The 25,502-nt window shown below is 42.6% G+C and carries 26 protein-coding genes and 1 tRNA gene; 18 read left to right on the top strand and 9 right to left on the bottom strand.

Annotated features, from left to right (window positions below; all coding sequences use genetic code 11):
• Positions 1–19: 19 nt before the first annotated feature.
• Together rpsI and rplM are read right to left on the bottom strand one after the other, a co-directional pair.
• Entirely contained in the window at positions 20–406 is a 387-nt protein-coding gene (gene rpsI / locus NF543_RS17700) for a 30S ribosomal protein S9 (RefSeq protein ID WP_257669511.1), read from the bottom strand.
• 11 nt (positions 407–417) lie between these two features.
• Positions 418–861 carry a 50S ribosomal protein L13 gene (gene rplM, locus NF543_RS17695; RefSeq protein WP_257669510.1) on the bottom strand — a complete coding sequence of 148 codons (444 nt, stop codon included), beginning with the start codon at positions 859–861 and terminating at the stop codon, positions 418–420.
• A 323-nt stretch (positions 862–1,184) separates the two neighbouring features.
• Between rplM and NF543_RS17690 the strand changes: the two genes are divergently transcribed.
• The 5 genes from NF543_RS17690 to NF543_RS17670 all read left to right on the top strand — a co-directional run bounded on the left by NF543_RS17690 (position 1,185) and on the right by NF543_RS17670 (position 7,137).
• Positions 1,185–2,930: a tetratricopeptide repeat protein gene (locus NF543_RS17690; RefSeq protein WP_257669509.1), complete on the top strand. Its 1,746-nt coding sequence runs from the start codon at positions 1,185–1,187 to the stop codon at positions 2,928–2,930.
• Positions 2,908–3,705: a lipoprotein insertase outer membrane protein LolB1 gene (lolB1, locus tag NF543_RS17685; RefSeq protein ID WP_257669508.1), complete on the top strand. Its 798-nt coding sequence runs from the start codon at positions 2,908–2,910 to the stop codon at positions 3,703–3,705. Before NF543_RS17690 ends, lolB1 begins: the two co-directional genes overlap by 23 nt.
• A 100-nt stretch (positions 3,706–3,805) precedes the next feature.
• On the top strand, positions 3,806–5,092 hold the full coding sequence (locus tag NF543_RS17680; RefSeq protein ID WP_257669507.1) for a murein hydrolase activator EnvC family protein: 1,287 nt from the start codon (positions 3,806–3,808) through the stop codon (positions 5,090–5,092).
• A gap of 176 nt (positions 5,093–5,268) precedes the next feature.
• Positions 5,269–5,451: a twin-arginine translocase TatA/TatE family subunit gene (tatA, locus tag NF543_RS17675; protein WP_188752827.1), complete on the top strand. Its 183-nt coding sequence runs from the start codon at positions 5,269–5,271 to the stop codon at positions 5,449–5,451.
• A 255-nt stretch (positions 5,452–5,706) separates the two neighbouring features.
• Complete coding sequence (locus NF543_RS17670; protein WP_257669506.1) at positions 5,707–7,137, top strand: LysM peptidoglycan-binding domain-containing protein; 1,431 nt, start codon at positions 5,707–5,709, stop codon at positions 7,135–7,137.
• Positions 7,138–7,157: 20 nt separating this feature from the next.
• Here the strand turns inward: NF543_RS17670 and NF543_RS17665 are convergent, their stop codons facing one another.
• Positions 7,158–7,670 (bottom strand): phosphoribosyltransferase family protein, encoded by a 513-nt coding sequence (locus tag NF543_RS17665; RefSeq protein ID WP_257669505.1) that lies wholly within the window; start codon positions 7,668–7,670, stop codon positions 7,158–7,160.
• 181 nt (positions 7,671–7,851) lie between these two features.
• Positions 7,852–8,427 carry a C40 family peptidase gene (locus NF543_RS17660; protein WP_257669504.1) on the bottom strand — a complete coding sequence of 192 codons (576 nt, stop codon included), beginning with the start codon at positions 8,425–8,427 and terminating at the stop codon, positions 7,852–7,854.
• A 430-nt stretch (positions 8,428–8,857) separates the two neighbouring features.
• On the opposite strand from NF543_RS17660, the gene thrA reads away from it, so the two are divergent.
• The 3 genes from thrA to thrC all read left to right on the top strand — a co-directional run bounded on the left by thrA (position 8,858) and on the right by thrC (position 13,723).
• A complete protein-coding gene (thrA, locus tag NF543_RS17655) occupies positions 8,858–11,305 on the top strand; it encodes a bifunctional aspartate kinase/homoserine dehydrogenase I (protein ID WP_257669503.1) in 2,448 nt (815 codons plus the stop codon).
• A 33-nt stretch (positions 11,306–11,338) separates the two neighbouring features.
• The gene (locus tag NF543_RS17650; protein WP_257669502.1) at positions 11,339–12,337 is read left to right on the top strand and encodes a homoserine kinase; all 999 of its coding nucleotides are present in this window, start codon (positions 11,339–11,341) and stop codon (positions 12,335–12,337) included.
• A gap of 78 nt (positions 12,338–12,415) precedes the next feature.
• Entirely contained in the window at positions 12,416–13,723 is a 1,308-nt protein-coding gene (gene thrC, locus NF543_RS17645) for a threonine synthase (RefSeq protein ID WP_257669501.1), read from the top strand.
• A 32-nt stretch (positions 13,724–13,755) separates the two neighbouring features.
• Here thrC and NF543_RS17640 read toward each other — a convergent pair whose 3' ends face one another.
• Both NF543_RS17640 and NF543_RS17635 read right to left on the bottom strand, forming a co-directional pair.
• Positions 13,756–14,364, bottom strand: coding sequence for an ABC transporter substrate-binding protein (locus NF543_RS17640; protein WP_257669500.1), 609 nt, complete (start codon positions 14,362–14,364; stop codon positions 13,756–13,758).
• 123 nt (positions 14,365–14,487) lie between these two features.
• A complete protein-coding gene (locus NF543_RS17635; RefSeq protein WP_257669499.1) occupies positions 14,488–14,664 on the bottom strand; it encodes a hypothetical protein in 177 nt (58 codons plus the stop codon).
• Between the two features lie 227 nt (positions 14,665–14,891).
• On the opposite strand from NF543_RS17635, the gene NF543_RS17630 reads away from it, so the two are divergent.
• From NF543_RS17630 to NF543_RS17620, 4 genes are all read left to right on the top strand, one after another.
• Positions 14,892–15,902, top strand: coding sequence for a sensor histidine kinase (locus tag NF543_RS17630; RefSeq protein WP_257669498.1), 1,011 nt, complete (start codon positions 14,892–14,894; stop codon positions 15,900–15,902).
• A 17-nt stretch (positions 15,903–15,919) separates the two neighbouring features.
• Positions 15,920–16,639 carry a LytR/AlgR family response regulator transcription factor gene (locus NF543_RS17625; RefSeq protein ID WP_257669497.1) on the top strand — a complete coding sequence of 240 codons (720 nt, stop codon included), beginning with the start codon at positions 15,920–15,922 and terminating at the stop codon, positions 16,637–16,639.
• Between the two features lie 39 nt (positions 16,640–16,678).
• Positions 16,679–16,960, top strand: coding sequence for a GIY-YIG nuclease family protein (locus NF543_RS25575; protein WP_373275019.1), 282 nt, complete (start codon positions 16,679–16,681; stop codon positions 16,958–16,960).
• Positions 16,961–16,986: 26 nt separating this feature from the next.
• Positions 16,987–17,063 (top strand) — tRNA-Pro (locus NF543_RS17620).
• A gap of 81 nt (positions 17,064–17,144) precedes the next feature.
• On the opposite strand, the gene NF543_RS17615 is transcribed toward NF543_RS17620, so the two are convergent.
• Positions 17,145–17,513, bottom strand: a complete 369-nt coding sequence (locus NF543_RS17615; protein WP_257669496.1) for a winged helix-turn-helix transcriptional regulator — start codon at positions 17,511–17,513, stop codon at positions 17,145–17,147.
• A gap of 81 nt (positions 17,514–17,594) precedes the next feature.
• Here NF543_RS17615 and NF543_RS17610 point away from each other — a divergent pair, with 81 nt between their 5' ends.
• From NF543_RS17610 to NF543_RS17585, 6 genes are all read left to right on the top strand, one after another.
• Positions 17,595–18,008: a DoxX family protein gene (locus NF543_RS17610; RefSeq protein ID WP_257669495.1), complete on the top strand. Its 414-nt coding sequence runs from the start codon at positions 17,595–17,597 to the stop codon at positions 18,006–18,008.
• 312 nt (positions 18,009–18,320) lie between these two features.
• Positions 18,321–19,244 carry a helix-turn-helix domain-containing protein gene (locus tag NF543_RS17605; RefSeq protein WP_257669494.1) on the top strand — a complete coding sequence of 308 codons (924 nt, stop codon included), beginning with the start codon at positions 18,321–18,323 and terminating at the stop codon, positions 19,242–19,244.
• Positions 19,245–19,357: 113 nt separating this feature from the next.
• A complete protein-coding gene (locus tag NF543_RS17600; RefSeq protein ID WP_257669493.1) occupies positions 19,358–20,125 on the top strand; it encodes an SDR family oxidoreductase in 768 nt (255 codons plus the stop codon).
• A 369-nt stretch (positions 20,126–20,494) separates the two neighbouring features.
• Positions 20,495–21,442, top strand: coding sequence for a hypothetical protein (locus NF543_RS17595; RefSeq protein WP_257669492.1), 948 nt, complete (start codon positions 20,495–20,497; stop codon positions 21,440–21,442).
• An 84-nt stretch (positions 21,443–21,526) separates the two neighbouring features.
• Complete coding sequence (locus NF543_RS17590) at positions 21,527–21,997, top strand: DUF4199 domain-containing protein (RefSeq protein WP_257669491.1); 471 nt, start codon at positions 21,527–21,529, stop codon at positions 21,995–21,997.
• A 57-nt stretch (positions 21,998–22,054) separates the two neighbouring features.
• The gene (locus tag NF543_RS17585) at positions 22,055–22,360 is read left to right on the top strand and encodes a YbaB/EbfC family nucleoid-associated protein (RefSeq protein ID WP_257669490.1); all 306 of its coding nucleotides are present in this window, start codon (positions 22,055–22,057) and stop codon (positions 22,358–22,360) included.
• Positions 22,361–22,503: 143 nt separating this feature from the next.
• On the opposite strand, the gene NF543_RS17580 is transcribed toward NF543_RS17585, so the two are convergent.
• Positions 22,504–23,358 (bottom strand): N-acetylglucosamine kinase, encoded by an 855-nt coding sequence (locus tag NF543_RS17580; protein ID WP_257669489.1) that lies wholly within the window; start codon positions 23,356–23,358, stop codon positions 22,504–22,506.
• Between the two features lie 194 nt (positions 23,359–23,552).
• Positions 23,553–25,175, bottom strand: a complete 1,623-nt coding sequence (locus NF543_RS17575) for an MFS transporter (protein ID WP_257669488.1) — start codon at positions 25,173–25,175, stop codon at positions 23,553–23,555.
• Positions 25,176–25,502 lie beyond the last annotated feature (327 nt).

The following is a 25,502-nucleotide window of genomic DNA, read 5'->3' as shown; positions in this document are numbered from 1 at the left end:
TTTAATCCTCCTTAAGAAATTAACGTTTACTGAATTGGAACTTCCTGCGCGCTTTGCGACGCCCGGGTTTCTTACGCTCCACCATACGGTCGTCGCGCGTTATCAGCCCTTTGGCACGTAATGCAGGTTTCACTTCCGGGTTGAGCTCAATGAGCGCTTTGGATATCGCCAAACGAACGGCTTCCGCTTGTCCTTTGATACCGCCTCCGGCCACGTTAACTTTTACATCGTAGTTTCCAGTAGCACCGGCTACTTCCGTGCTTTGGGTAACGATGTATTGTAATGGCAATGTAGGAAAATATGTTTTATAGTCTTTACCATTTACGGTAATGTTGCCGCTACCAGTAGATAGGTAAATACGGGCAACTGCAGTTTTTCTTCTTCCTGAAGTGTTGATTGTTGACATTTCTTTGCTCCTTAGAATTTAACAGTTTTTGGACCCTGCGCTACGTGCGGGTGCTCGCCACCAGCATAAACATAAAGGTTTTTGAACAACGCACGCCCTAAACGGTTTTTGGGTAGCATACCTCGTACCGCGCTTTCCACGATGCGTTCCGGATGTTTAGCCAATAACTGCTTTGGAGAAATAAAACGCTGGCCGCCCGGATACCCGGTATATCTCGAGTACACCTTGTCATTGAGCTTATTGCCAGTCAACTTAACCTTGTCTGCGTTGATGACGATCACGTTATCACCGCAGTCTACGTGTGGGGTATACGATGGCTTGTGTTTCCCCCTGATTACCTTAGCAATCTGGGATGACAAGCGCCCCAAGATCTCTCCCTCAGCGTCAACAACAATCCATTCTTTGTTGACCGTGCTTTTATTGGCAGAGACAGTTTTGTAACTTAACGTATTCACTTGCTTTGTTTTGAAATAATTAATTTAACTATATTTACGCCCTTACTTTTAAGGGACTGCAAAGGTACAATAAATAAATTGATTTTTCAAAGCTGTGCAGCGCTATAAATTCTAAGCACTATTTAAGACGTCAATTGTTAATCAATTAGGGATGCTTAGCGATGGCAAAAATATCACGCTGAAGCAATTATTGGTAGTTGTATTCGCCTAATACATTTTGCTTGTGTACTTTTGAACCAAATATAGTTTGCATGTCCGTTGGCCAATGGTTTTGTTGAAACCACAAAAAAAAGCAAACGATGTGATAAATGAGTAGTTAAATGATGATGAACATTCGATTCTTTGTGCCTTTTTTTTTGTGTACCTGTTTGTCGGGCTTTGGTAATGTGGCCTTTGCCCAAGAAAATATTGTTGTTCCAAAAATACTGAGTGCTGGGGATAGTTTGTTAATAAAGGAATTGTATTTTCAGGGTATCCAACAAAAGTCCTCGGGACAACTAGCAGCCGCCGAGAAGACATTTGATAAGTTAACTCTGTTGCAACCCGACAATGATGCAGTCCATTTTGAACTGGCACGGATTTATTTTGAAAAAGAAGACTATTGGGCTGCCGAAAACGCCGCAAGGAAGGCGGCCGACCTTAACCCCGATAATGAGTGGTATTGGGTCATGCTGTTGGATATTTATAAGAAGACAGCCAATACGAAGCGCATGCCTCTGATACTCGACGAACTCATCAGGCTGAATCCAACCAAGGCGTCCAATTACTATGACAAGGCCTATGCGTTGTATCTGGATGAACAGTATGAAGCGTCCCTTGCCACATTTGATACGATAGTCGGAAGATTTGGGGCGACGGATGGTCAGCATATTACCAAATACCAGATTTATATGGCCCAAGGGGATAGGGAGGCAGCTAAAAAAGAACTGGAATTACTCATCTCCAAAAAGCCAAAGGAAAGCAATGGATACATAATGCTGGCTGAATTGTATACCGATGACAAGGATACAAAAAAAGCGATGGCATTATTAGATAAAGCAGCGGCTCTATTTCCAAACGATCCACTTATCTTACTGGCTAAATCAGATACTTACCTTGCCATGGGCAAGCAAAAACAAGCATATGATTATCTTCACCAAGCGTTCCTTAACAAGGAACTGGATATTGATGCTAAGGCAGGAATACTGTATACGGCAGTAGGCGACCACAAGCGCCCCATCGCCACTAAGTCGTTGACGGATCTGGCCGACTTACTTGCCGAAACCTATCCCATGGAGGTAAAAGCACATGCTGTGAAAGGCGATATATACATGCAAATACAGCAGTTGGAGCAGGCACGTCTGGCATATTTAAAGGCCATAGATATCAATAGATATATTGATGGAGTCTGGCAACAGCTTTTGCAATTAGAGCTCCAAATGGGGCGCTATGATGATGTCGAGGAGCATGGGATAGAAGCATTAGCGCTATTCCAAAACCATCCTTTGATGCTGTTTTTTACGGGGCATGGATTTTTAGGCAACAAGAATTATCCCCAAGCCCGCACCTACATGGAAGCCGCATTAAACAATGCAGACGAAGAGCATACACCGTTACTCGCCCAGTTGTACAGCAGCCTTGGTGACATTTACAATGCGCTAGCGATGCATGCAGAATCTGATGTAGCGTATGAGGAAGCTATTGCATTGGACAGCACGAATGCCTATGCGTTAAACAATTATGCTTATTATTTGGCGTTGCGCAAAGAAAGATTGTCTCACGCCGTGGAGATGTCGAAAAAATCCAATGAATTGGAGCCAAACAATGCATCATATGCAGATACATATGCTTGGGTACTCTTCCAGCAGGGGCAATACAAAGAAGCGCTGGTATGGATTGAAAAGGCCATCAAGTATGCGGGTGAAGCCTCTGATACCCTGCTTGAGCACTATGGTGATATTCTTGCAAAATCGGGCAATATCAATGAAGCGGTGGTTCAATGGAAAAAGGCGAGAACCATTTCTGAATCGGTTGGCAAGGATATTGATAAGTTAGCTAAAAAGATTAATGGGAAACAATATATTGACTAGTGGAGGCCCTTTTTATGCCTTGATGTTGATAAGCCTGTTGCTTTCATGTACACCCAAAAAGCAACTGGTCTCCCCTGATGTAGGAAATGAAAAGCGGGTCTCCCGCGCCGAACGCGTGCATATCATTGGAGCCGTGACCCAAAGTCAACTATATTTCACGACGTTTAGCGGTCGGGCAAAAAGCAAGGTATCCATTAATAAAGACAGTTATGACGTGACAGCGAATGTACGTATTGAACGAGACAAAGCGATCTGGATTTCCATTACGGCATTAATGGGCATTGAGGTGGGGAGGGTATTGATTACGCCAGACAGCGTCAAAATCATGAACAGGCTACAAGCTCAATACATCAGAAAGCCTTTTGATTATATCTATAAATTTACCAGCAGGGAATTGGATTTCTCCAACCTGCAAGATTTACTGGTCGGCAATGTGATTACTCAAGCCATTGGTCGTGATGTCCAAGTTTTTACCGCCGATGCCGGCAGTATTTTGCGTGGGCAGGCTAATGATTTGTTGTATTTGGTGCAATTGGATAAAAATTACCGTACGGTACTTACCTTAATGGATGAAGAAGGGCGCAACCAACGATTGGAAGCATCATATACCAGCTATAGTGAATCTGCTGGGCAATCGTTCCCTAATCAGGTGAACATTTCCATAACGGCCGACGATTTGGATTTGCAGTCTGCGATGAACTATAGTAGGGTGGCATACAATGAGGCGCTCGAAATGCCTTTTAGTATACCCTCGAGATATAAGGAGGCCCAATAATTATGGTCGGACTATAATTTATCGAGCTAGTTTTATTACTTTCGCAAACAGTAATTGGCTGAACGCCGGTTCCACATATCAAACATAGTAAAAGATATTGATGGATTTTATTAGAGGAATTTTAAGCATAGTTGCATTTTTTCTGGCATTGGCTACCTGCTATGCCCAAAGCAGTGCCGAGCTTAAAAAGCAGCGTGAACGCCTGAATCGAGAGATTGAGCAACTCAACCAAAGCTTAAAAAGCACATCCAGTGATAAGAGCCTTTCGCTTAAGCAGGTGAATGCATTGAACGCTCAGCTGCGTTTACGTGAGCAAAAAATTAGTACGATCAATAGCGAAATCAGGCTCATCAGTAACCGGATCGCTTCCCATAATAAAACCATCCAAAACCTTCGTAACCAACTGGCTAAATTGCGCAAAGACTACGAAAGCATGGTCATGTTTGCGTTCCGCAATCGGAATGCACACAACAAAATGATGTTCATTTTTGCGTCGAAAGATTTCAACCAGGCATTTAAACGGATAAAATACCTGCAGCAATTCAATGAATCGCGCAAGGAACGGGCAAAGGAAATCGAAGATACCCAGAAAGAGATCGCGTTGAAAGTGGCGCAGCTGGAGGCCAGTAAAAAGGAGCAGGCGTCATTGCTTGGCGAACAACAGGAGGAACGTAAAGTTATAGCCCAAGAACAAGGCGAACAGTCGAAAGTGCTCAATGCGCTTACAAAACAAGAGAAGCAGTTTAAGCAGGAGCTCCAAAAGAAGCAGCAGGAAGATGAACGGCTGGCTAGGGCGATAAGAACAGCCATCCAGCGCGAAATTGCGGAACAGCGTCGATTGGAAGAGGAGGCCCGTAAGGCTGCACTAGCACTGGAAGCTGAGAGGACTGGAAAGACGGTCAAAGAAGTGGAAGCCGAGAAACCAGCCGTGCGGAAAAGTGACACTGAGGTACTGGCGTCCACGCCGGAAGCCGCGAAACTATCGGCTGATTTTGCTAGCAACAGGGGAAGGTTGCCATGGCCGGTGCAACAGGGGATCATTACCCAGCGTTTTGGACGGCAAACATATGGAAGAAATGTTACTGTAAACAATAGCGGAATAAAGATCCGAACAAGTAATGATGCGTCTGTACAAGCTATTTTTGAGGGCACAGTGGCCGTCGTTTACAATGTTCAGGGTGTATATGCCGTAGCTGTCCGACACGGCAAGTATTATTCTATTTATAATAATTTGAGAAACCTCACGGTGAAACGGGGACAAGTAGTGCAACGGGGACAAACACTGGGCACAGTATTGTCAGATACGGATGATGGAAACTCTGAAGTACATTTCGAGATTTGGGAGGGAGCCGCACCGATAAATCCCGAACCTTGGCTAGCAAAATAAAACTTATGATTAGCGTTGAAATAATCCAATCCCAGCGGCTTAGCCAATTTCGTTAATCCGCTAAGGATAAACAAATGAGCAATAATTGTACTAATAAAAATATTATACCTACATTTGTAAAATCGCCTGTATTATACAGGATTGATAGATGGATTTGGTAATTTAAAACAACTATTATGTTAGATTCAGTGCTGTTGTTTCTTGGTGCGCAAGAGATTATTTTGATTGTTTTAGCACTCCTTTTACTTTTTGGTGGCCGGAAAATCCCCGAACTGATGCGTGGCATGGGACGTGGTATCCGTGAATTCAAGGAAGGTCAGAAGGAAACTCCTAAAGAGGAATTGGAAGAAAATAAATAACAAAACTCATATTCAATACCGGACGGGACGTTATACCGAACAGCAATAAGTTCGGCATAAGGTCTCTTTATTATTTTATGGCAGGCCATATTTCATTTGTTGTTGGGCTTTTATTTGGTGGTAATGCAATAAAAAGTGCATTGGCACGTTTTCAACACTAAGTAATGTGTGCCAAATGACACATATCGTTGAAATCAATAGGCTATTGGATTGTCTTGTAAAAGCATTATGGCATAAATACCTACTAACGAAAATATGAGATTAAAAGGAATTTCGGCAATAGCCGTGAGTAGCATATTGTGTGTGCAGCTAGCAGTTTCGAAAACCACTTCCCTTGATTCGTTGTCCGACACATTAACGGAAAACAACATAACCGACCATATTAATGCACAACTCGACTTAACCGCAGACAGCATAAACTTTGTTCACCTAGAAGAAACCTTCGATCACCCATCATTATTTCAGATTGTTCCGACTAGCATAAAGGGGAGGCTTGCCTATTTGCAGAAAGCGGTCCCACTCACCTATAATACTCAAGTGCAGTCTTATATTGACACCTATAGTACAGACCGTTATAAACGACATCTTTCCCGTATGATGGGGCTTGGGCAGTATTATTTCCCGATTTATGAGCAGGTATTTGCCGAAATAGGAGTGCCCGATGAAATCAAGTACTTATCTATTGTGGAGTCGGCTTTGAATCCCCATGCGGTATCTAGAATGGGAGCCACCGGTCCATGGCAGTTTATGTTTGCCACAGCCCGGATGTATGATTTAGCAATAGATAGCTACATAGACGAACGAAAAGACCCCGTGGCTGCTAGTTATGCCGCCGCCGCCTACTTATTGGATGCTTACAATGAATTTGGAGACTGGCTATTGGCCATTGCCTCCTATAATTGTGGCAAAGGCAATGTATTGCGGGCAATTCATCGGTCTGGGGCGAGTAACCCTGATTTTTGGGCCATCAGCCCTTACTTGCCAAAGGAAACACGTAATTATGTGCCTGCGTTTATTGCCATGACTTATATGCTGGGATACCATGAAGAGCATGGTATTGAGCCGGTTGAAGCGGACATGTTGTTAAAAACGGAAACGGTATGGGTCCAAAAATTTGTACCCCTTAATGGTGTGGCCCAAGCATTGGATATCGATGAAGGGGTTATCAAAACCCTTAATCCAGCATATAAAAGGGGGATTGTAAACGGTACCCCTGAGATGCCAAAACGGCTTATATTGCCGGAAGTACAACCAGCCACCTTTTCGGCTTTGTATGTAGCGTTGAATAACCCCATGGAAAACGCCAAGGTGATGAATGTTTCAAATCCATCTCATTCAGGTCAAAACGCCACCACTCATCGGGTGCGTAAGGGCGAAACATTAGGTAAAATAGCCAATCAATATCGGGTCACCGTACAAGACTTACGAGTCTGGAATAACCTCAAAAAGAACACTATTGTACCTGGACAACGCTTAAGTGTCTTCAAGCCGGAAGTGTCCTCCACTTCTAGCAAAACAACAAATTCGTCAGCCTCCCAGATCAGCTATCGTGTGAAGAAAGGGGATACGTTGTCTGACATCGCCCAAAAACATCGTGGTGCCAGTGTATCCAGCATCAAAGCGGCTAACGGGTTGAAAAGTAACAGTATTAAACCTGGCATGACGTTGAGAATCGCGATGAAATAAAACTAGGTATATCAGATTTTTCACATAAGCCAAGCCGCATCCTCACCACCATCGCACTCATGAAGGTTTACCGTGACATGCTCCTTAAGGATAGTGGATAACTTCAGACCCGAAAAATCACTGAAAATTGGAAATTTATGATGACTCCGGTCAATTAATACAGCCGTACGCATTTTTTTCAGGGGAACATTGAAGAACGCACCCATACCATACGCCAATGTACGCCCGCTATTCAAGACATCGTCAACTAAAATGACGACTTTATTCTTCGCCTGTTCAATGGGGATATCCGTTTGCACATCCAATGTTCTGCTCGTTTTATCCAATGTAACTTTAATAAGCTGAATATCCAGCGAAGAGATTTTTTCTAGTAACGTCTTTAACCGTTTGGCAAACACGTACCCGCGCTCAGCTATACCCACCAAGATCAATGATGATTCTTCAAAATTGTCTTCAAGTATTTGATAGGCAATACGAATGGTTTTTTTTTGTATCTGCTCTTGGTCAAGGACTAACACTTTTTTTGTGGACATGCTATCTTGTATAGTGTAATGCGTGGTAAAAATAAGAAATATTCATGAAGCCTGAGGCACAAACATGTATGAAGTTAGGTGAATTGCTCTTAGACATCATAGATAAAATAGGTATATGCTAATAAAAAAATCCGGACAACGAAAACTCGTGCCCGGATCTATTTATTTTGAACGTCTTTTTTTAATTAACAGGAGGTTGCTGCACTAGCCCATCAGATTTGTTTTCTGCGGTGAACATCCTACCCCCATTATAATAATAACGCTTCCAATAAGCTTCATTCAGGTTACTGATCATCACCCCACGGCTCGATGAAGCATGCGCAAATTTATCATCACCGATGTATACCCCTACATGGGTGATGTTTCGGCTCCTTATTTTGAAAAACACCAAATCACCGGGTTTGAGCTCGTCTTTCCGTATGGGGTTCACCTGCGTGTAAATATTACGACTGTTGTAGCCAAGTGTCGTGTTGAACACTTGTTCATAAAGCTCATAGGCAAATTTTGAACAGTCAACACCTTTTTTTGTTTTACCGCCCAACCGATAAGGAGTGCCTATCCATTCGTATATAAACTGGTAAAGCTTGGTGTTTGTAGACGCAGAAACCGCAACTCCCATTATTTGGGAAAAGTATTCTTTGGCTAAATTATCGGGGTCTTCTGGGTTTATGGTAAGCTGATTGGTTGGAGTCTGTGCCTGCGATACAGCAAATAAGCAAGCAAATAGCATACATGCTATTAATGTTTTTCTCTTCATTAAGCTGCGTTTTTGTGAAACATGCAGACGTTGATTGTTTATTGACGTACCTATTTTAGGTCCGTTGGTTCGCAAAGCTATGTTAAAAATATTATTGATGCAAGGAAAAATTAATAATTTAATAATCTCAACAGTTTTTTCATAGTGTACGCTAATAAATAAGAAACAAGGGTTATAAATATAGAAATCATAAAAAAGTGACTTTTTTCTTGTTAATATCAAAATAATAGTTTTCCTTTGTCGCAGAAATTTGAAAAAATATCGTGAAAAGACATTCAATAATTACAACGACAATTATTACCACCGGGTATGAAGCACGGAGGAAGTAATTTTATGTTGTAATCGTAATGATAAAGAACAATAAAGCGCCTTCCTCGAATACAGGAAGGCGCTTTTGTTTTCAGATAAACGAACTAATTCGACTAAGAAAATGAAGGTACTCAAATTTGGCGGCACATCCGTAGGTTCCGTAGACAGTATCCGTGCAGTACTAGAAATTGTAAAGAGATCACATGAATCCGGTGAGCGCCCGGTAGCAGTATTATCTGCCATGGGGGGCGTGACCAACTTGCTCACTCGGCTTGCGGAAGATGCCGCAGAAGGCGTGAATTTCATGGGTGGGTTGCAAGAATTGGAAGCCCGCCACTTTGCAGTGGTGAAACAGCTTATCGGAATTAAATATCAAAACCCTGTTTTCACCAAGCTGAAACTTTATCTCAATGAATTGGAAGACCTGCTGCAAGGTGTCTTCAACCTTAGGGAATTGAGTTTGCAAAGCAAAGACCTGATTCTGAGTTATGGCGAAAGGTGTTCGGCGTTTTTGGTTAGCAAAATTGCTGAACAGTATTTCCCAGAAGCGTTGTTTGTGGATGCCACACGGCTTATCCGAACGGACAGCCATTTTGGGAGCGCGCATGTAAATCAGGCAAGTTCGGAGCGGCTTATACAGGCTTTTGTTGCCGAGAACCCCGGGCAATTGCTGTTCGTCACTGGATTCATCGCAGCCAATGAAAATGGCAGGGTCACCACATTGGGTAGGGGGGGGAGTGATTATACAGCAGCCCTCATCGGCTCGGCACTTGATGCCGAAGCCATTGAGATATGGACAGACGTGGATGGCATGCTTACTGCTGATCCCCGCATCGTAAAAAAGGCGTTTTCGCTTCCCATACTTTCCTATACGGAGGCGATGGAATTGTCGTATTTTGGAGCCAAGGTTATCTATCCACCTACCATGATTCCAGCATTCCTTAAGAAAATTCCCATCATTATACGGAATACATTCAACCCGGATTTTGCTGGAACAACAATCCAACACGATAGCGGCAAAACAACATTGCCGATCAAAGGCATTTCTTCCATTTCAGATATCAGTCTAATCAACCTGATTGGCAGTGGGATGGTGGGAAAGGCAGGCTTCAGTGGGCGGTTGTTTACCCTATTGGCTCGGGAACAGATTAATGTGGTACTAATTACCCAATCTTCATCCGAACATAGCATCACGTTTGCCATACATCCAGCAGATGCATTACGTGCAAAGGGGTTGATTGAAAATGAATTCGAACTGGAACTGCAAGCCAATAAGCTATTGGAACCGGAGATTGAAGGGAAATTGTCTGTACTGGCCATCGTCGGTGAAAACATGAAACAGACACCCGGCATGTCTGGGCAGCTTTTCCATGCCCTAGGTAGAAACGGTATCAATGTCCGAGCGATAGCCCAAGGCTCATCTGAATACAATATCTCGGTGATTATTTCCCAGTCTGACCTTTCCAAAGCACTGAACGCGGTGCACGATGCTTTTTTTGCCCAATTGAACAAGACCATGCACGTTTTCAGCCTGGGGACGGGAAACATTGGCTCCACCTTGTTCCGGCAGATACAGGAGCAATATGGGTTTTTGCTAGACCACAATGACATTGAAATAAAAGTAGTGGGAATCAGCAATTCACGAAAGATGTTGTTCAAGAGTGATGGAATCACGTTAAACAACTGGCAGGAACAGCTGCAAGAATTTGGCGAACAGGCGGATTTGGCGCAGTTTATGGCACAGATGAAGTTGATGAATTTACCTAATTGCGTGTTTATCGATAACACGGCAAGCGAATTGCCAATTCATTATTACGAGGAAATTTTCAAATCCAATATCTCCATAGTTACCTGCAACAAAATCGCCAATTCGGGCAAATACGCCCAATACAAGGCCCTGAAAGACACCGCCCGCAGGCATGGGGTAGATTTTTTTTACGAAACCAATGTAGGGGCAGGTTTACCCATCGTGCGTGTGCTCAAGGATTTGATGCTGAGCGGCGATCGCATCATTCGTATTGAAGCAATACTTTCGGGTACGATATCGTATATTTTCAATAATTTTACCGGAGACGCTTCCTTCCATGATGTTGTGGAAACGGCACAACGATTGGGGTATACCGAGCCTGATCCCCGAGATGACTTGAAGGGTACGGATTTTATGCGTAAAATGCTGATACTAGCAAGGGATGCAGGCTACCCGCTTGAAGCGGAGGACGTGGATTTGGGGACCATATTGCCAGAAACATGTATCCGGGCGACTTCGGTGGATGATTTTTACCGGGAATTAAAAGCCGCGGATAGCTATTTCAATGACTTGAAGGATAAAGCTCAACAACAGGGGAAAGCCATCCGGTACATCGGCAAACTGGAAGAAGGCCACGTGTCTATCGCATTGGAATTGGTAGATAAAGACCATCCTTTTTTTACGCTCTCTGGGAGCGACAACGTCATCTCATTCACGACGGAACGATACAAAGAACGGCCATTAGTGGTGAAAGGCCCTGGAGCGGGCGCAGAAGTGACCGCCGCAGGAGTCTTCGCCGATTTGGTAAATGTTGGAGCATAATTATTTGGCGCCTAATAGCTTGCATTGGACAATATGGAATCAATATATACAACAACCGGAATAAAAGCTGAAGCAGACCGCATCGAAAAAGACAGCGTACATGTATTTGCCCCGGCCACCGTGGCCAATATGGTCTGTGGATTTGATGTTCTTGGTTTTGCCTTGAATGAACCAGGAGATGAGGTAATCATGTGCAAAGCTGATCGTCAAGGGGTACACATCGTGAATATCACAGGCGACGATGGGAGGCTACCCCGTGAGGCGGCAAAAAATACCGTCAGCGCGAGTGTGATGTCATTCCTCCAGTATATCGACCGGACTGATGTTGGGGTGGAAATCGAATTGCATAAACAAATGCCCATCGGGAGTGGCTTGGGATCAAGCGCGGCAAGTACGGTAGCGGGACTGTTTGCAATCAACACATTGTTGGGTAGCCCGCTTTCGCGGCAAGAATTGCTACCCTTTGCCATACAGGGAGAAGAATTGGCCTGTGGTCATGGCCATGCAGATAATGTGGCGCCCTCCTTATTGGGAGGTATCACACTGATCCGGGGATACGATCCGCTGGATGTGGTGGCGTTGCCTGTACCGTCCGAACTGTATACATCGGTGGTGTTTCCGTATGTGGATGTGCCTACACGCGATGCCCGGCAGATGATCCGAGCGAAAGTGGCGCTCAAAGACGCCGTCATTCAATGGGGGAACATCGCCGGACTGGTAGCGGGTTTGTTTACTAGCGACTATCACTTGATTGGGCGTAGCATGCAGGATGTATTGATTGAGCCCACGCGTGCCATCTTGATACCAGAATTTTACGAAATGCGCCGATTAGCCATGGAGGCAGGGGCACTTGGATTCGGTATTTCTGGCTCAGGTCCATCTGTTTTTGCCTTTGCCCAAAGCAAGGACATTGCAACTCATATCACTTCGGTGGTACAGGCACACCTGGCTGGTCAAGGTATCGATAGCAACGGATATGTTTCTGGAATAAATACCGAAGGACCGAAGGAAATACAAGGTCGGGAAGAGTGAAAGCAAAAGCCCGAAAGCATTGAACACAGATGACGCGAACTAAACGGGTTTACACCGATACGAGATTAGAACGATAAGATGCAATTTTACAGTACAAATAATAACGGATTACGGGTTTCTTTCAAGGAGGCCGTCTTTAATAGCCTACCGGCTGATAGGGGATTGTACATGCCAGAGCGGATACCACAGCTGGATCCTTATTTCATCCAAAATCTCCAACAATATTCATTGCAGGAAATAGCCTTTACAGTAGCCAAGTCGCTGTTAGGAGAAGATATTCCGGAAGCCGACTTGCATGCAATCATCCGTGATGCCATGGATTTTGAAGCGCCTGTAAAACCGTTGGATAGCGGTACGGCTGTATTGGAACTGTTTCATGGTCCTTCGTTAGCCTTCAAGGATTTCGGGGCCCGTTTTATGAGCCGAATAATGGCTTATCTATCAGGAGAAGAAAAATCCGTGTTGGATGTATTGGTGGCTACTTCGGGTGATACTGGAGGTGCAGTAGCGTTGGGCTTTCTGGGCGTACTGGGTACAAGGGTTACCATCCTATATCCCAAGGGAAAGGTAAGCCCTGTGCAGGAGCTGCAATTGACTACCAATGGCCAAAATATACGGTCCATCGAGGTGGATGGCACATTCGATGATTGCCAGTCGTTGGTCAAAGAAGCATTTAATGACGAAGACCTTCGGAAAAAATTGCGGCTTACCTCGGCAAATTCTATCAATATTGCACGGCTCATTCCGCAAACATTCTATTATTTCAATGCTTATGCACAGTTGCTGTCGCAAGGCATCAAGGAGGTGGTGTTTTCCGTTCCTAGCGGTAATTTCGGTAATATCGGTGCGGGATTGATGGCCTATAAGATGGGATTGCCTGTGAAACGTTTCATCGCTGCCACCAACGTGAATGATACGGTGCCACGTTTCCTAGAAAGCGGCAATTACGAACCTCGGCCATCCGTACAGACACTGGCCAATGCCATGGATGTGGGAAATCCGAGCAACTGGGTGCGAATCATGGATTTATTTGATCATGATGTGGCTGGGCTGAGGAAGGTTATATCTGCCTACACATACAACGATTCTGAAACCCAGATAGCCATACAAACGATTTTCAACCGTTATGGCTATGTGGCCTGCCCGCATACGGCTATCGCTTGGCTGGCAGCCGAAACCTACCGGCAGCAACATCCCGGAGCATATGCGACAGTGTTCCTATCCACTGCCCACCCCTGCAAATTCCCGGAGGTTTTTCCGCCTGAAATCGCTGCGAAGATTATCATCCCCGAACAAGTAAAGACGTTGAAAGGTCGTAGGAAAGAGGTGATGGAATTGCCAGTGGATTTTGCAGCATTCAAATCGCATTTATTGAAATATCCTTAATTGGGCGGAGGAATTGCCCATGGCTTGTGATTTTAATTCAAACTAAACTGCATCCAGACATCTTCATTACGCCCGAAGAAAAATTGCCGTGGGTTGATGATTTCCGCCAGTATTTCTATGTCATCGGCAATGGTAGCCCCGGGCTGATGCAGGAATTTACTGTTGTGTATAACGTATACGTTATTGTTTTTTACGGCTTGTGTTTCCGACCATTCCCGATTGGATAATGCAGCGGGCAACTCATCCAATAGCTGTGGCATGGGCTGGCTACTGATGATGATTAGGAGATCAGGATTCAGCTTGTCACTCGGTGCATCAAAGTAATTGATGCCGCCGGCAATACTGACAAGGTTATCGATATATTCATTATGTGCAATTGTCATTGGGGATACACCGTTGATGCATAATACTTTGGGTTTATGCTCATCAGCAATGAACTTGAGTTTATGGGTGATGATATTGATACGTTCCTCAAGGTTTTCAGCTAACTGGTCCGCCCGTTGTTTCACATTCAGCATATCTCCGATGATGCGGATGGTGGAATAGATTGTTTTGGGAGTCTTGGCTTGGATAAATTCACCATGCTCTTCAGTCTGTTCGAGTAATGATATGCATGCGGTATCGAGGTTTAATGCTTCCAAGATGCTGTGCAATGAAATAAGCGGGCTTTGCATGAATGCAAAGGTAAGGAAGTTGGACGAGAAGTGCGAGATTGCCCGCGGCTCTTTATTGCCTCAGTCCCATATGAATCCTTTAGGATACCATTACCGCGATAATACCTTGAAAATATTGATATCTTGCAGGGATATAAAGGAGGCATTCAGTTGGATCCGCTCTTGGATAACTTCACTCCCAGCCTGTCCAGCCACCATTAGCAGGGCTATGAAAAAGGGAATAATAAGTAATAGAAAAGGTGAAATGTTAACGCTCAATTTTTTCATTGTTCTTATTGTTTGCAATATTATACAATCACACCAACTTCCAAACGCACAGTACAAAGGAACTAATACTTGGCTTTCTGTAGAAATCTTTTAGACCAACCGTCTGATTTTGTAGACTAACGGGTTTTTAGACGTTCATCTATCGTAATAGGGGATTGGCCGATAGAAGCGAGATGTTTGTCTATCAACCAAAGCAATTATTGCTTTTGAACAGTATATTTGCAATTATGCTTAAAAATAAAGCAGTTTTGATTCATATCCTCATTTGGGTGGTCTTATTGACGGTTTTGTATCTTGTTAATGTAAGGGAACGACCAGAGGAGTCGGCCATTATTATATTGCTATATGGTGCATTGAACATCGTTATTTTTTATGTGCACTATTTCTTTATCAATCCACCGCTCATTGATAGCAGTCAGTATGGGCGTGCAGTATTGTATATGGCAGTTGTTTTAGTGGTTTCAATAGCCGTCAAATATGCCATGGCACTGCAATTTGAAGATATCATTCTGCGGTATGGCGATAATAAGGATAAGGTGTTGACCCCTATACAGTACGTCGTTGCCGCGTTGATAACGGGATTGTTTTTCATGCTGCTGAGTTCTGCTATATATACGATTTCTTCTGATTTCAAGAACCGGGAGCAGCGTAAAAGCTTAGAAAATGAAAAACTCAATGCAGAGCTGGCCTTTCTGAAATCACAAATCAATCCGCACTTCTTATTCAATTCATTAAATAATATCTATTCACTGGCCTACCAGAAATCAGAAAAGACACCCGAGGCCATCTTGAAATTGTCTGAGATCATGCGATATATGCTTTATGAAAGCAATGAAGAGGCCGTTTTATTGGAGGAGGAGATTAATTATTTGCAAAATTATATTGAGCTGCAGAAATTACGCTTCAAGGAAAAAATTTATGTTGATTTTCATGTGGAGATTGATGAGACGAACCATCGCATCATGCCCTTACTGCTCATTTCATTCCTTGAGAACGCGTTCAAGCATGGCGTGTCTACCGATGCGAATAAACCGATTCGCATTGATATAAAAGTTCAAGATGGCCGTTTGCATTTCAAGGCAGAAAATGCGAAGAGTCAAGTGAATAAGGATCAAACGAAAGGGGTGGGGCTTACCAATTTAAAACGAAGGCTCCAGTTAGGGTATCCGGATAAACACACCATTAATATTGTGGAGTCCGACAATTATTACAGTGGTGAACTTTTCATATATTTATAACCCAAAAGTATACGCTCATGGTTAGATGTATAGCAGTAGATGACGAGCCGCTGGCATTGGATATCATTGCAGATTATGTGGCTAAGATACCTGAACTATCACTTGTAGCCAGCACGACCAATGCCATTGAAGCACTGACGATGGTACAGAATGGTGAAGTGGATCTGGTGTTCTTGGATGTACAGATGCCTGAACTTACAGGAATACAGTTTCTTAAAATCATCAATGGTAAATGCGATGTTATCCTCACTACAGCTTATCCCCAGTATGCATTAGAAGGCTATGAACTCAATGTGGTGGATTACTTGTTGAAACCCATCGCTTTTGACCGCTTTTATAAGTCTGTTCAGAAGGTCTTGAACAATTCGGTGTTGAAAACGCAACAACCGGTTCTTTCGACCGTACAACAAAATGATATGGTTGATTTCATTTTCGTCAAGACTGAACATAAAATCCAACGAGTAGACCTTGATGATATCTTGTACATAGAAGGGCTCAAGGATTACATTTCCATTTTTACAACTACCGAACGTATTGTTACCCTTCAAAACATGAAGAAAATGGAAGATATCCTTCCTGCTAACCGTTTTGTAAGGGTACACCGTTCATATATTGTGGCACTCGACAAAATTGCGAGTATCGAGCGTGGACGCATTTTTATCCAGGATAAGGTTATTCCTGTTGGGGATACTTATCGTGATGCTTTCTACAAATATATCGGTGATAAAAACGGATAATTTACGAATAGTCACGCCATAGGCGTGACCAGATATCGCATGATGTCAAGGTCGTGGGAGCTTTTAAACCTATTTCTGAGAACCATGTATCATGTTTACATATTATATAGCGATGCCCTCGGTAAATATTATACCGGAAGTTGTTCGGATATAAACAAAAGGCTTGCCGAACACAATAAGGGCCAAAGCAGGTATACAAAAAGTGGGATTCCATGGGGAATTGTGAAAGATTTTGAAGCTGCTAATCGACGTGAGGCACTTAAGCTAGAGGCTAGGATAAAAAAGCGTGGGGCGAAGAGATTTTTGCTAGACCTGGATTGATTTTTTCTTATATTTGCACCCCCAAACGGGATGTAGCGTAGCCAGGTATCGCGCCAGCATGGGGTGCTGGAGGTCGTGGGTTCGAATCCCGCCATCCCGACCAACCAAAAAAGCCCCTGCGAACGCAGGGGTATTTTTATGCAAAAGAGTTCACCAAGTTTGCTTGAGCGGGCTCTTTAGACAATTATTTACCAATGATTTTCTTACGGTGAGCTAAACCCCAATAATGAAGTTCATCCAATACTTTTTCAAGCGACATCCCATGTTCTGTAATAGTATATTGAACAGCCGGGGGAAAGGTATCAAACACTTCTCTAATTATTAATTGATTCACTTCCAGACTTTTTAAGGCTTTGGACAGCGTTTTATCCGTTATTCCGTTGACTTCCCTTGCAATTTGCTTAAATCGTTTAGGACCTTCCGACAAAGAAAACAAGATAAGCAATTTCCATCTTCCGTCAACAGCCTCAAGAGCATCTCTGATTGAAAGCATCGTTTTAGGGCAGCCACCTTTTGACAACATTTCTTTTTCGTTTTTTACATTACTTCCCATTTGGATAGTGCTATCCAAAGAGGAAGTACTATCGTTCGGATATCAAATATGGTTAATTTTGTGATGATAAAAGGATATAATATGGCAAGTGAGCAAAAAACATCAAAAACAATGAACATTATCCTTTGGATAGCACAAGTGATGCTTTCAATCGGTTTTATTTGGGCAGCCTCGATGAAACTGTTTCAACCAGCTGACAAATTAGCTGAAATGTGGGCATGGACAGCAGGCAATGTCACATTGGTAAAACTTACAGGAGTATTGGATTTGTTGGCAGGTATTGGATTGGTTTTTCCGGCATTACTTCATATACAGCCAAAGCTTACAATTTATGCCGCATTTGGAACGATCGCATTGATGATCGCTGCAAGTATTTTTCACATTTCAAGAGGGGAGGCATCACAAATTGGTATAAACATTTTCTTTGGAATTATTGCGGTATTCATTATATGGGGAAGACTCAAGAAGGTTCCGCTAGTGACCAAAGCGAAATAAGTTTAAAACAACCCTATTTTTGGCTACAACTACAAGAGATTCGGCTACATTGCATTAGGTGTTGTTTCGGAACTTTGAAAAAATATAAAACAGAAAATGGGCACACAAAACAAAATCGGATTAGTAATATAATGCTTACTATGTCTCTAATACCATTAATGGATGCGCTCGTTTAATCGCTTCAAATACTGATGGTGTGGCTTGGGGTGGAACAACACCAAGGCCCGGAGACGATAGATTGTTAAGAATAGGTTGAAATAGTCTAACCTTGAATTATTGAAAAAATATCATTAAAAATAAGTATCTTTCCATATGCCAATCAAACAAATTCACAGAATCAAGACCATTAGCGAGTTTCATAAACTTCGAGGATTATCTAACCCTGAGCACCCCCTAATAAGTTTGGTAGATTATCGGCAAATCAGTCATTCCCCCGAAAATAACCAGGTAAGCTGGATACAAGATTTTTATACCATAGGCCTAAAAAGAAATGTATGCGGAAAATTCAGGTATGGCCAGCAGGAATACGATTTTGACGAAGGATTGATGTCCTTCATTGCTCCGGGACAGGTTTTTAGCGTAGAATTGCTTGACAGTGAAGAATCTGTGCAACCTTCAGGATGGCTGTTGCTTATTCACCCCGATTTTTTATGGAATACTTCTTTGGCGAAGGGTATTAAACAATACGAGTTTTTTGGTTATGCGGTCAATGAATCCCTGTTCCTTTCAGAAAAAGAAGAGACTGTTATTGTAGGGATTATGCAAAATATCCAGCAAGAATATCATGCTAATATTGATAAATTTAGCCAAGGGATTATTATTTCGCAAATTGAATTGTTGCTTAACTATGCAGACCGGTTTTATAACCGCCAATTTATTACCCGTAAAATAGCCAACCATAAAATCCTTGATCGGTTAGAGAAGCTGCTTACGGATTATTTTGATAATGATGATTTAATTGAAAAAGGCTTGCCAACAGTTCAGGATATTTCAGATAAACTCAACGTGTCTTCCAACTATTTAAGTAGTTTGCTTAAAACGCTCACCGGACAAAGCACCCAACAACACATCCACAATAAACTGGTTGGAAAAGCCAAAGAAAAATTATCCACTACTGAACTTTCGGTAAGCGAAATCGCCTACGCATTGGGATTTGAACATCCGCAGTCATTTAGTAAGCTGTTCAAGAACAAGACCAAACTTTCGCCTTTAGCGTTTAGGCAGTCATTTAATTGATGAGATTTTTTCTAAAATACGTCAACCCCCATTTTTGACTACAACAATAGGAGATTCGACTACATCCCATGATGTGTTGTTCATGAACTTTGCAGTAAATAAAAAAGTAAAATATGAACACACAAAACAAAATCGCATTAGTAACCGGCGGGAGCCGAGGGCTGGGCAGGGATATGGCTTTAAACCTTGCCAAAAAAGGAATTGATGTAGTACTCACCTACAAAAGCGGCAAACAAGCAGCTGATAACGTGGTAGCTGAAATTGAAAATAGCGACGGGATAGCCCTGGCCTTGCAACTGGATGTTTCAGACCACAACGGTTACGCCGACTTTTTCGGCAACAGGTTAAATCCACAGTTACAGGAAAAGTTCAATACAAGTAAATTTGATTTTCTAATCAACAATGCTGGTACGGGACAATTTGCTCCTTTTTCTTCCGCTACGGTTTCTCAAGTTGACGAATTGATTGATATACACTTCAAGGCTGGCTATTTTTTCACTCAGCAGGCGTTGGGTTATTTGAATGACGGTGGTGGTATTGTTAATATTTCCTCAGGATTGACCCGTATTATTTATCCCGGATACTCAGCCTATGCCTCGATAAAAGGTGCTTTGGAAATCCTTACCAAATATCAGGCAAAAGAATTGGCCGAACGAAAAATAAGAGTCAACATCGTTGCGCCGGGGGCTATCGAAACAGATTTTAACGGAGGTGCCGTTAGGGATAATGAAGAAATGAATGCGCACATTGCTTCGGCTACGGCTTTGGGGCGTGTGGGTTTGCCAACGGATATCGGCCCTGTGGTCGCTTTCTTATGTACGGAAGAAGCCTATTGGATTAACGCCCAACGAATTGAGGTTTCAGGCGGACAGATGATTTAATGTAAGTAGGTCATCTTTAAAAAGATAAAGTCGTGATTCGTGGTCACTTCAAATACCCATTCGTCGATAGGCTATTTGTTAAAACAGGGACCTATTTTTAGAAAACAGGTTCCCTGTTTTATCCATCAGGAAATGGTATTTAAGCGCTCAGGGTATTGTCTTCACGGAAAACCCTTCCAAAATGAATTTTTGAATCGTTGGCTTGTGAGTTTGTTGAATACAAATGAGACTTTTTTTGTTTCTCATTTGGTGAAAACTTAATATGATGTCCATTAATAGGCTTCCATGTGGGTATCGAAAATAGAAACCGCATCATTGTAACAGGAAATTTATTGGATATTATTGGTATTTATATTAGGTTAGCGGGCTATGCAAATAAAGAGTAGTTTCATTGCCCAATTTAGAAAAATCCACTTTTTCATGATATGTTGTTATCTTGTGGGTTGTGCGGGGGGCGCCCAAAGCGAAAGGGAAAATCGACGAAAACCATCCTTTACCCCAATTGCGGGGATTGACTATTATGAGGTGAGGCGGTCATTTGACAGCGGCTTGGCATATGATTCCATTGGATTTGTACAGGAACCCGAATGGCATGTGAAATTCACTCGTGAGGATGCCATCCAGATCTATGTGCCGGGCAGTGATTCCTCGTTCAATTTTGAGATCACCCACGATCACGACTCATTTTTCCATTTTGCGAGAGAAAGCTGGAAAGTGATTGACCTGCACCGCGACAGCATGATGCTCCAACGCCTGAGTTTAGACGGCCTGAAAGTAAATAAGATACGCTCCAATGTATACATGCGATTTTATTCCAAACAATATTTGCAACAACTAAGTACTTCCTTGGCCGATCTGCGGAAGCCACGCAAACAGGACTCCTTGTTTGTTCAGCAAATGATCGAACGGGCTAACTGTAATCCAACAAATGTGGATAGTTCGTTTTCTTCTAAGCAAACTGTGAAATTGGCGAGTAAGAGTCCGAATATCGAAGTGAAGCGTCGTCAATACGATAGCCTGGAGCTGATAAACCAATCGGCTGCTTACGCTTACTTGTATCCTGAATATGATATTGTTATTGACAAGGCATACAAAGATTTTTACCATACGTTCTCGGTATTAGTGGATCAGGAAGGGAAAATGCATCTGGGTAAGTTCTTTGTGATGCCCGAGTTTGAGGAATCGAGAAGGAGAGTGCTCACGGGTATTGTAGAGGTGTACCTGCAAAATTTACTGGAGATTACACCTGCCACTACCTTGGGTTTGCCACATAGTAGCGTACTATATCTGAGGGTGCGAGGGAAAATGGGGGGATAGTAGGCTATGTGTCATGAAGCCTTTAGCGCTATACTTGCTTTTTTATACCTTTATCTATATATTTGAGTGGTGATCTACCCTTTTATGAAGATAGCCATTTATTACGGAATCCTTTTCGCTTTTGCCATTTTTATATGGGCAGTTATTGAGTCATTGGTAGGGCTCCATGACCGATACATTCAATATCATGAATACCTTTCGTATTTTTTCGCCGTACCTTCTGTGGCTATTATGTTTTGGGGTATCCGAAGCAGTAGGAATCAATCCGATAGCCGCACGGGATTTAGGAAAGCTTTCATGGCTGGGTTAGGCATCACATTGGTAGTCACCATGCTGTGCCCTTTGGTGTGGTATGTCTTTTGTGTGTTTGTGAATCCGACCTTCCTGAATAATATGATGCATTATGCTGTTGAGACTAAAGGAATGGATGCACAAATAGCTGCACTGCGATTTTCCTTGTCCAATCATATTTTGGTATCTACGATTTCCACATCGGTAATCGGTGTGGTTATTGCTTTCGTTATTGCTATCATTGTTGCACGGCGAAAAAATTAAAACAAAACATATTAATTTCGGTTCACCAAAGAGGTAGGTGTTTAAAAGAACAAAAAAATGTTTGACAAATTATTAGCGGCGCGCCAAAAGGCCGAAGAAATTAAGAAACGATTGGATAATATCAGTGTAGTGGGTGAAGCAGAAGGAGGACTCATTAAAGTGACAGCCACTGCCAACAAGGAGGTAACTGATATTATAATCGACCCCGTGTTGTTCTCTAATTCTGATAAAGAGGAACTGGAGGAACTCCTTGTCGTAGCGATTAACAACGCCTTGAAACAGGCTGACAATATCAGTCAAACGGAGATGCAAGCCGCTACCCAAGATATGCTAGGTGGATTAGGTGGCCTATTTGGTCAATAAACAGAAAATAGGACGCAGATGATTATCCTTTCCAAGGACGAAGTATATAAGGGTTGTGATAATTTACCAATGCTGAAAAATAAAAAGGGTTGAAGTTTGATTCTTCAACCCTTTTTTAAAAAATAGCCTGTTTATCCGGTAGGTTATTTCGCCGATCTATTGATATGGTATTGCACCAGATCGTCTATCGGCGAGCGGACAATCCGGCCTACCTTCATGCCATATTGATTGGCTGTATCTTCCAATACGTTTCTGAAATTATAGCCCACTGAACCAATGCAATTGAACGAATAATTTTGGTAATCCGGATAATGCGAAACTAAGTTGCGAAAGAAATCATCGAAAGCATTTTGGACGATTCCGCGCGAATAGCTGATATCGACCGATACATCATACACAAACTTACTGAAACTCGCACAAAACCGATTAGCCAAGGGCTTGGTGTAAACAGCGTCCATCACATCATCGGGAGTGAGTTTGTAGGTTTCCCAGAATATTTCACGGACATTTTCTGGCATATACCCCCGGATGTAATCAGTAAGCAGTTTTTTACCAATATAACAGCCGCTGCCTTCGTCGCCTAAGATATAGGCAGCTGAATCGATATTGTATGCAACATCTTCCCCATTATATATACACGTGTTGGTTCCTGTGCCCAAAATTGCGGCAAAGCCTGCTTGGTCGCCAAGCAAGGCCCTGGCGGCAGCCAGTAAATCATGGCCTACAAACACTTGGGAATTGACGAAGACCTGTTGGAGTGCCTCAATGACGATATTGGCCTTTTCATCATTGTGCACACCCGCACCGTAATAATTGACTTCTACTATCTGATCATAGGACAAATCCTTTGGTAATCCCTTTTTAAGTGAATTTACAATGTATTCGCTATTCACGAAATACGGATTGTAACCTTCAGTATTGAAATACACTTTTTTCCCGGCATCATCCAATAAGCACCAATTTGTCTTGGTTGATCCTCCGTCTGCGATAATAATCATTTGTTGGGTTTTATTTTGTTGGTATATTTTTAATCCAATGATATCCATCTGGATATACGCGCCGAAAATACAGTTTTCTGTGAAAAAAATAACATTATAGACCCGCTTATTTCAAAAATATTATGTCTCCTTCTAAAAAATTGACAAGAAAATTGAGCTATTGTTGTCTTCAGTATGTTTCAGGTTTCTCCTTACTAATGCCCACCCTCAGTATTTAGATTTTCTATATCATGCCCTTGTTTTTTCAGTATTCCCGATACCTTCCAAGCAAAGAATGCAAGGTAAGCAAAACATGCAACTGGGACCCAATACGACAAATGGATATCATGTAATACGTCAGCAATACTCCCCTGCAAAGGCGGGATGATAGCCCCTCCCAAAATCATCATGATTAAAAGAGCAGACCCTTGACTAGTGTATTTACCAAGTCCTGTGATGCTCAGTGCAAAGATACTTGGCCACATGATAGAGCAGACGAGTCCTCCGCTAATAAAAGCAAATATACCAATCTTGCCTTCCGTATAAAGGCCAATGAGCATGGCGCCAACACCCAATATACCCAATGCCATCAGCAATTTAGCTGGCTTCGCCTGTGCCCAAAAATTGGCGATAATCATCACGGCAATGCAAATGGCATAAATATATAAATCGGATACATCACGTCCGCTGATGCGATTTACCAGCAATATCACGGCAAACGCCAGGTATGGGACCAATATACTCATCAATGCGCGCATTGTTTTGCTCATTCTGAAAACGGTCACGGCTCCCATCCAGCGACCAATCATCAGGCTTCCCCAATATAGGGAGATAAAATGTGAAATCTGAGATTCATTATAACCACCAAATGCCGGAGTCTTCAATAAAGCACCAAGATTGCTCTGTATGGTCACTTCTACACCTACATACACAAAAATAGCCAACATTCCCAATGTAAGTTGGGGGTATTTCATTGCTCCCCAGCCGTTGCCATTTTTCTGCGCGGCACCATTGGAGAGAAATAGTGTGGTTACGACCACAAGCAGCGCGATGATTAGCATAGCTAAGGTACCTTGGTGCCCGTAACTTTCGGGAAGCACAAATCCAACGAGAATAATCGCTAAAAGGGAAAAAGTGATTATCAATAATGCCTTGGTAAGTTTATTACTGCTTTCTGGTTCCTCATCGGAAGTGACCCGAGGCATTTGTTTAATGGCGAAAAGTACAGCCACCAAAAGGAATACCCCAGCCAAAATCATATACAAAATATTGATCGAACTAATGGGGGCATTAGCCACCTGTTCGGGTGTGGCTACCACGGTGCCAAATAGGATAAGTGTAATGATGATGGGGCCAATAGTGGTGCCAAATGAATTCACCCCGCCCGCCAAGCTAAGTCGGTGTGCCCCTGTAGCAGGATCGCCCAACGCCACCGCAAAAGGATTGGCTGCCGTCTGCTGCAAGGAAAAACCCAAAGCAATTACAAAAAAAGCCATGAGAATAAACATATATTCCGAACTATTGACCGAGGGAATCATGCATATCGCTCCGACCACTGATATAAAAAGCCCATAGATGATACCCTTTTTATACCCTATTCTATTCAGGAAATCATAACCTACCCCACTTGAATAGAGGTATAAGACCAATGAACCGATGTAGTAAGCACCATAAAAGGCTGAATCTATCAGTTGGGATTCGAATTGCGTAAGGTCGAAATGTGATTTGCAGAAAGGTATGAATACTCCGTTTGCCCCAGCCAGAAACCCCCAGAAAAAAAATACCATGGTTAATGAATACAGGGCTGATGCGTAGTTTTTGTTGGATGTAGTTGTCATATAATTTGCTAAGGTTTGCCGAAATTTTCGCCTAACATAATGGTTTTAGTACCAATAATTCAAATTTTTTATGTTTTTTATATAAACAGCGTTTAGTAAAACGTTTTACCTATCTGATAAACAATCTGTTATACTATCGTTAATTTTGGATTGGAATATCAGGTATGACCTACCATCACAGTTAGGCAGTTTATGGAGAATATGGAACCGCTGCAAATCGTTTTATTGCTATCTCACCATGGAGTGATATCCATATGGAACACTGATATTGAAAAGCCGTTGCGTAAGTTCAATTAAGAAATGCAACAAAAGTTAATTAACAATACC

Origin of the sequence: Parapedobacter tibetensis (assembly GCF_024704835.1) — a bacterium.
In the GTDB taxonomy this organism is placed as follows: domain Bacteria; phylum Bacteroidota; class Bacteroidia; order Sphingobacteriales; family Sphingobacteriaceae; genus Parapedobacter; species Parapedobacter tibetensis.
This window is presented reverse-complemented; position numbering and strand designations above follow the sequence as displayed.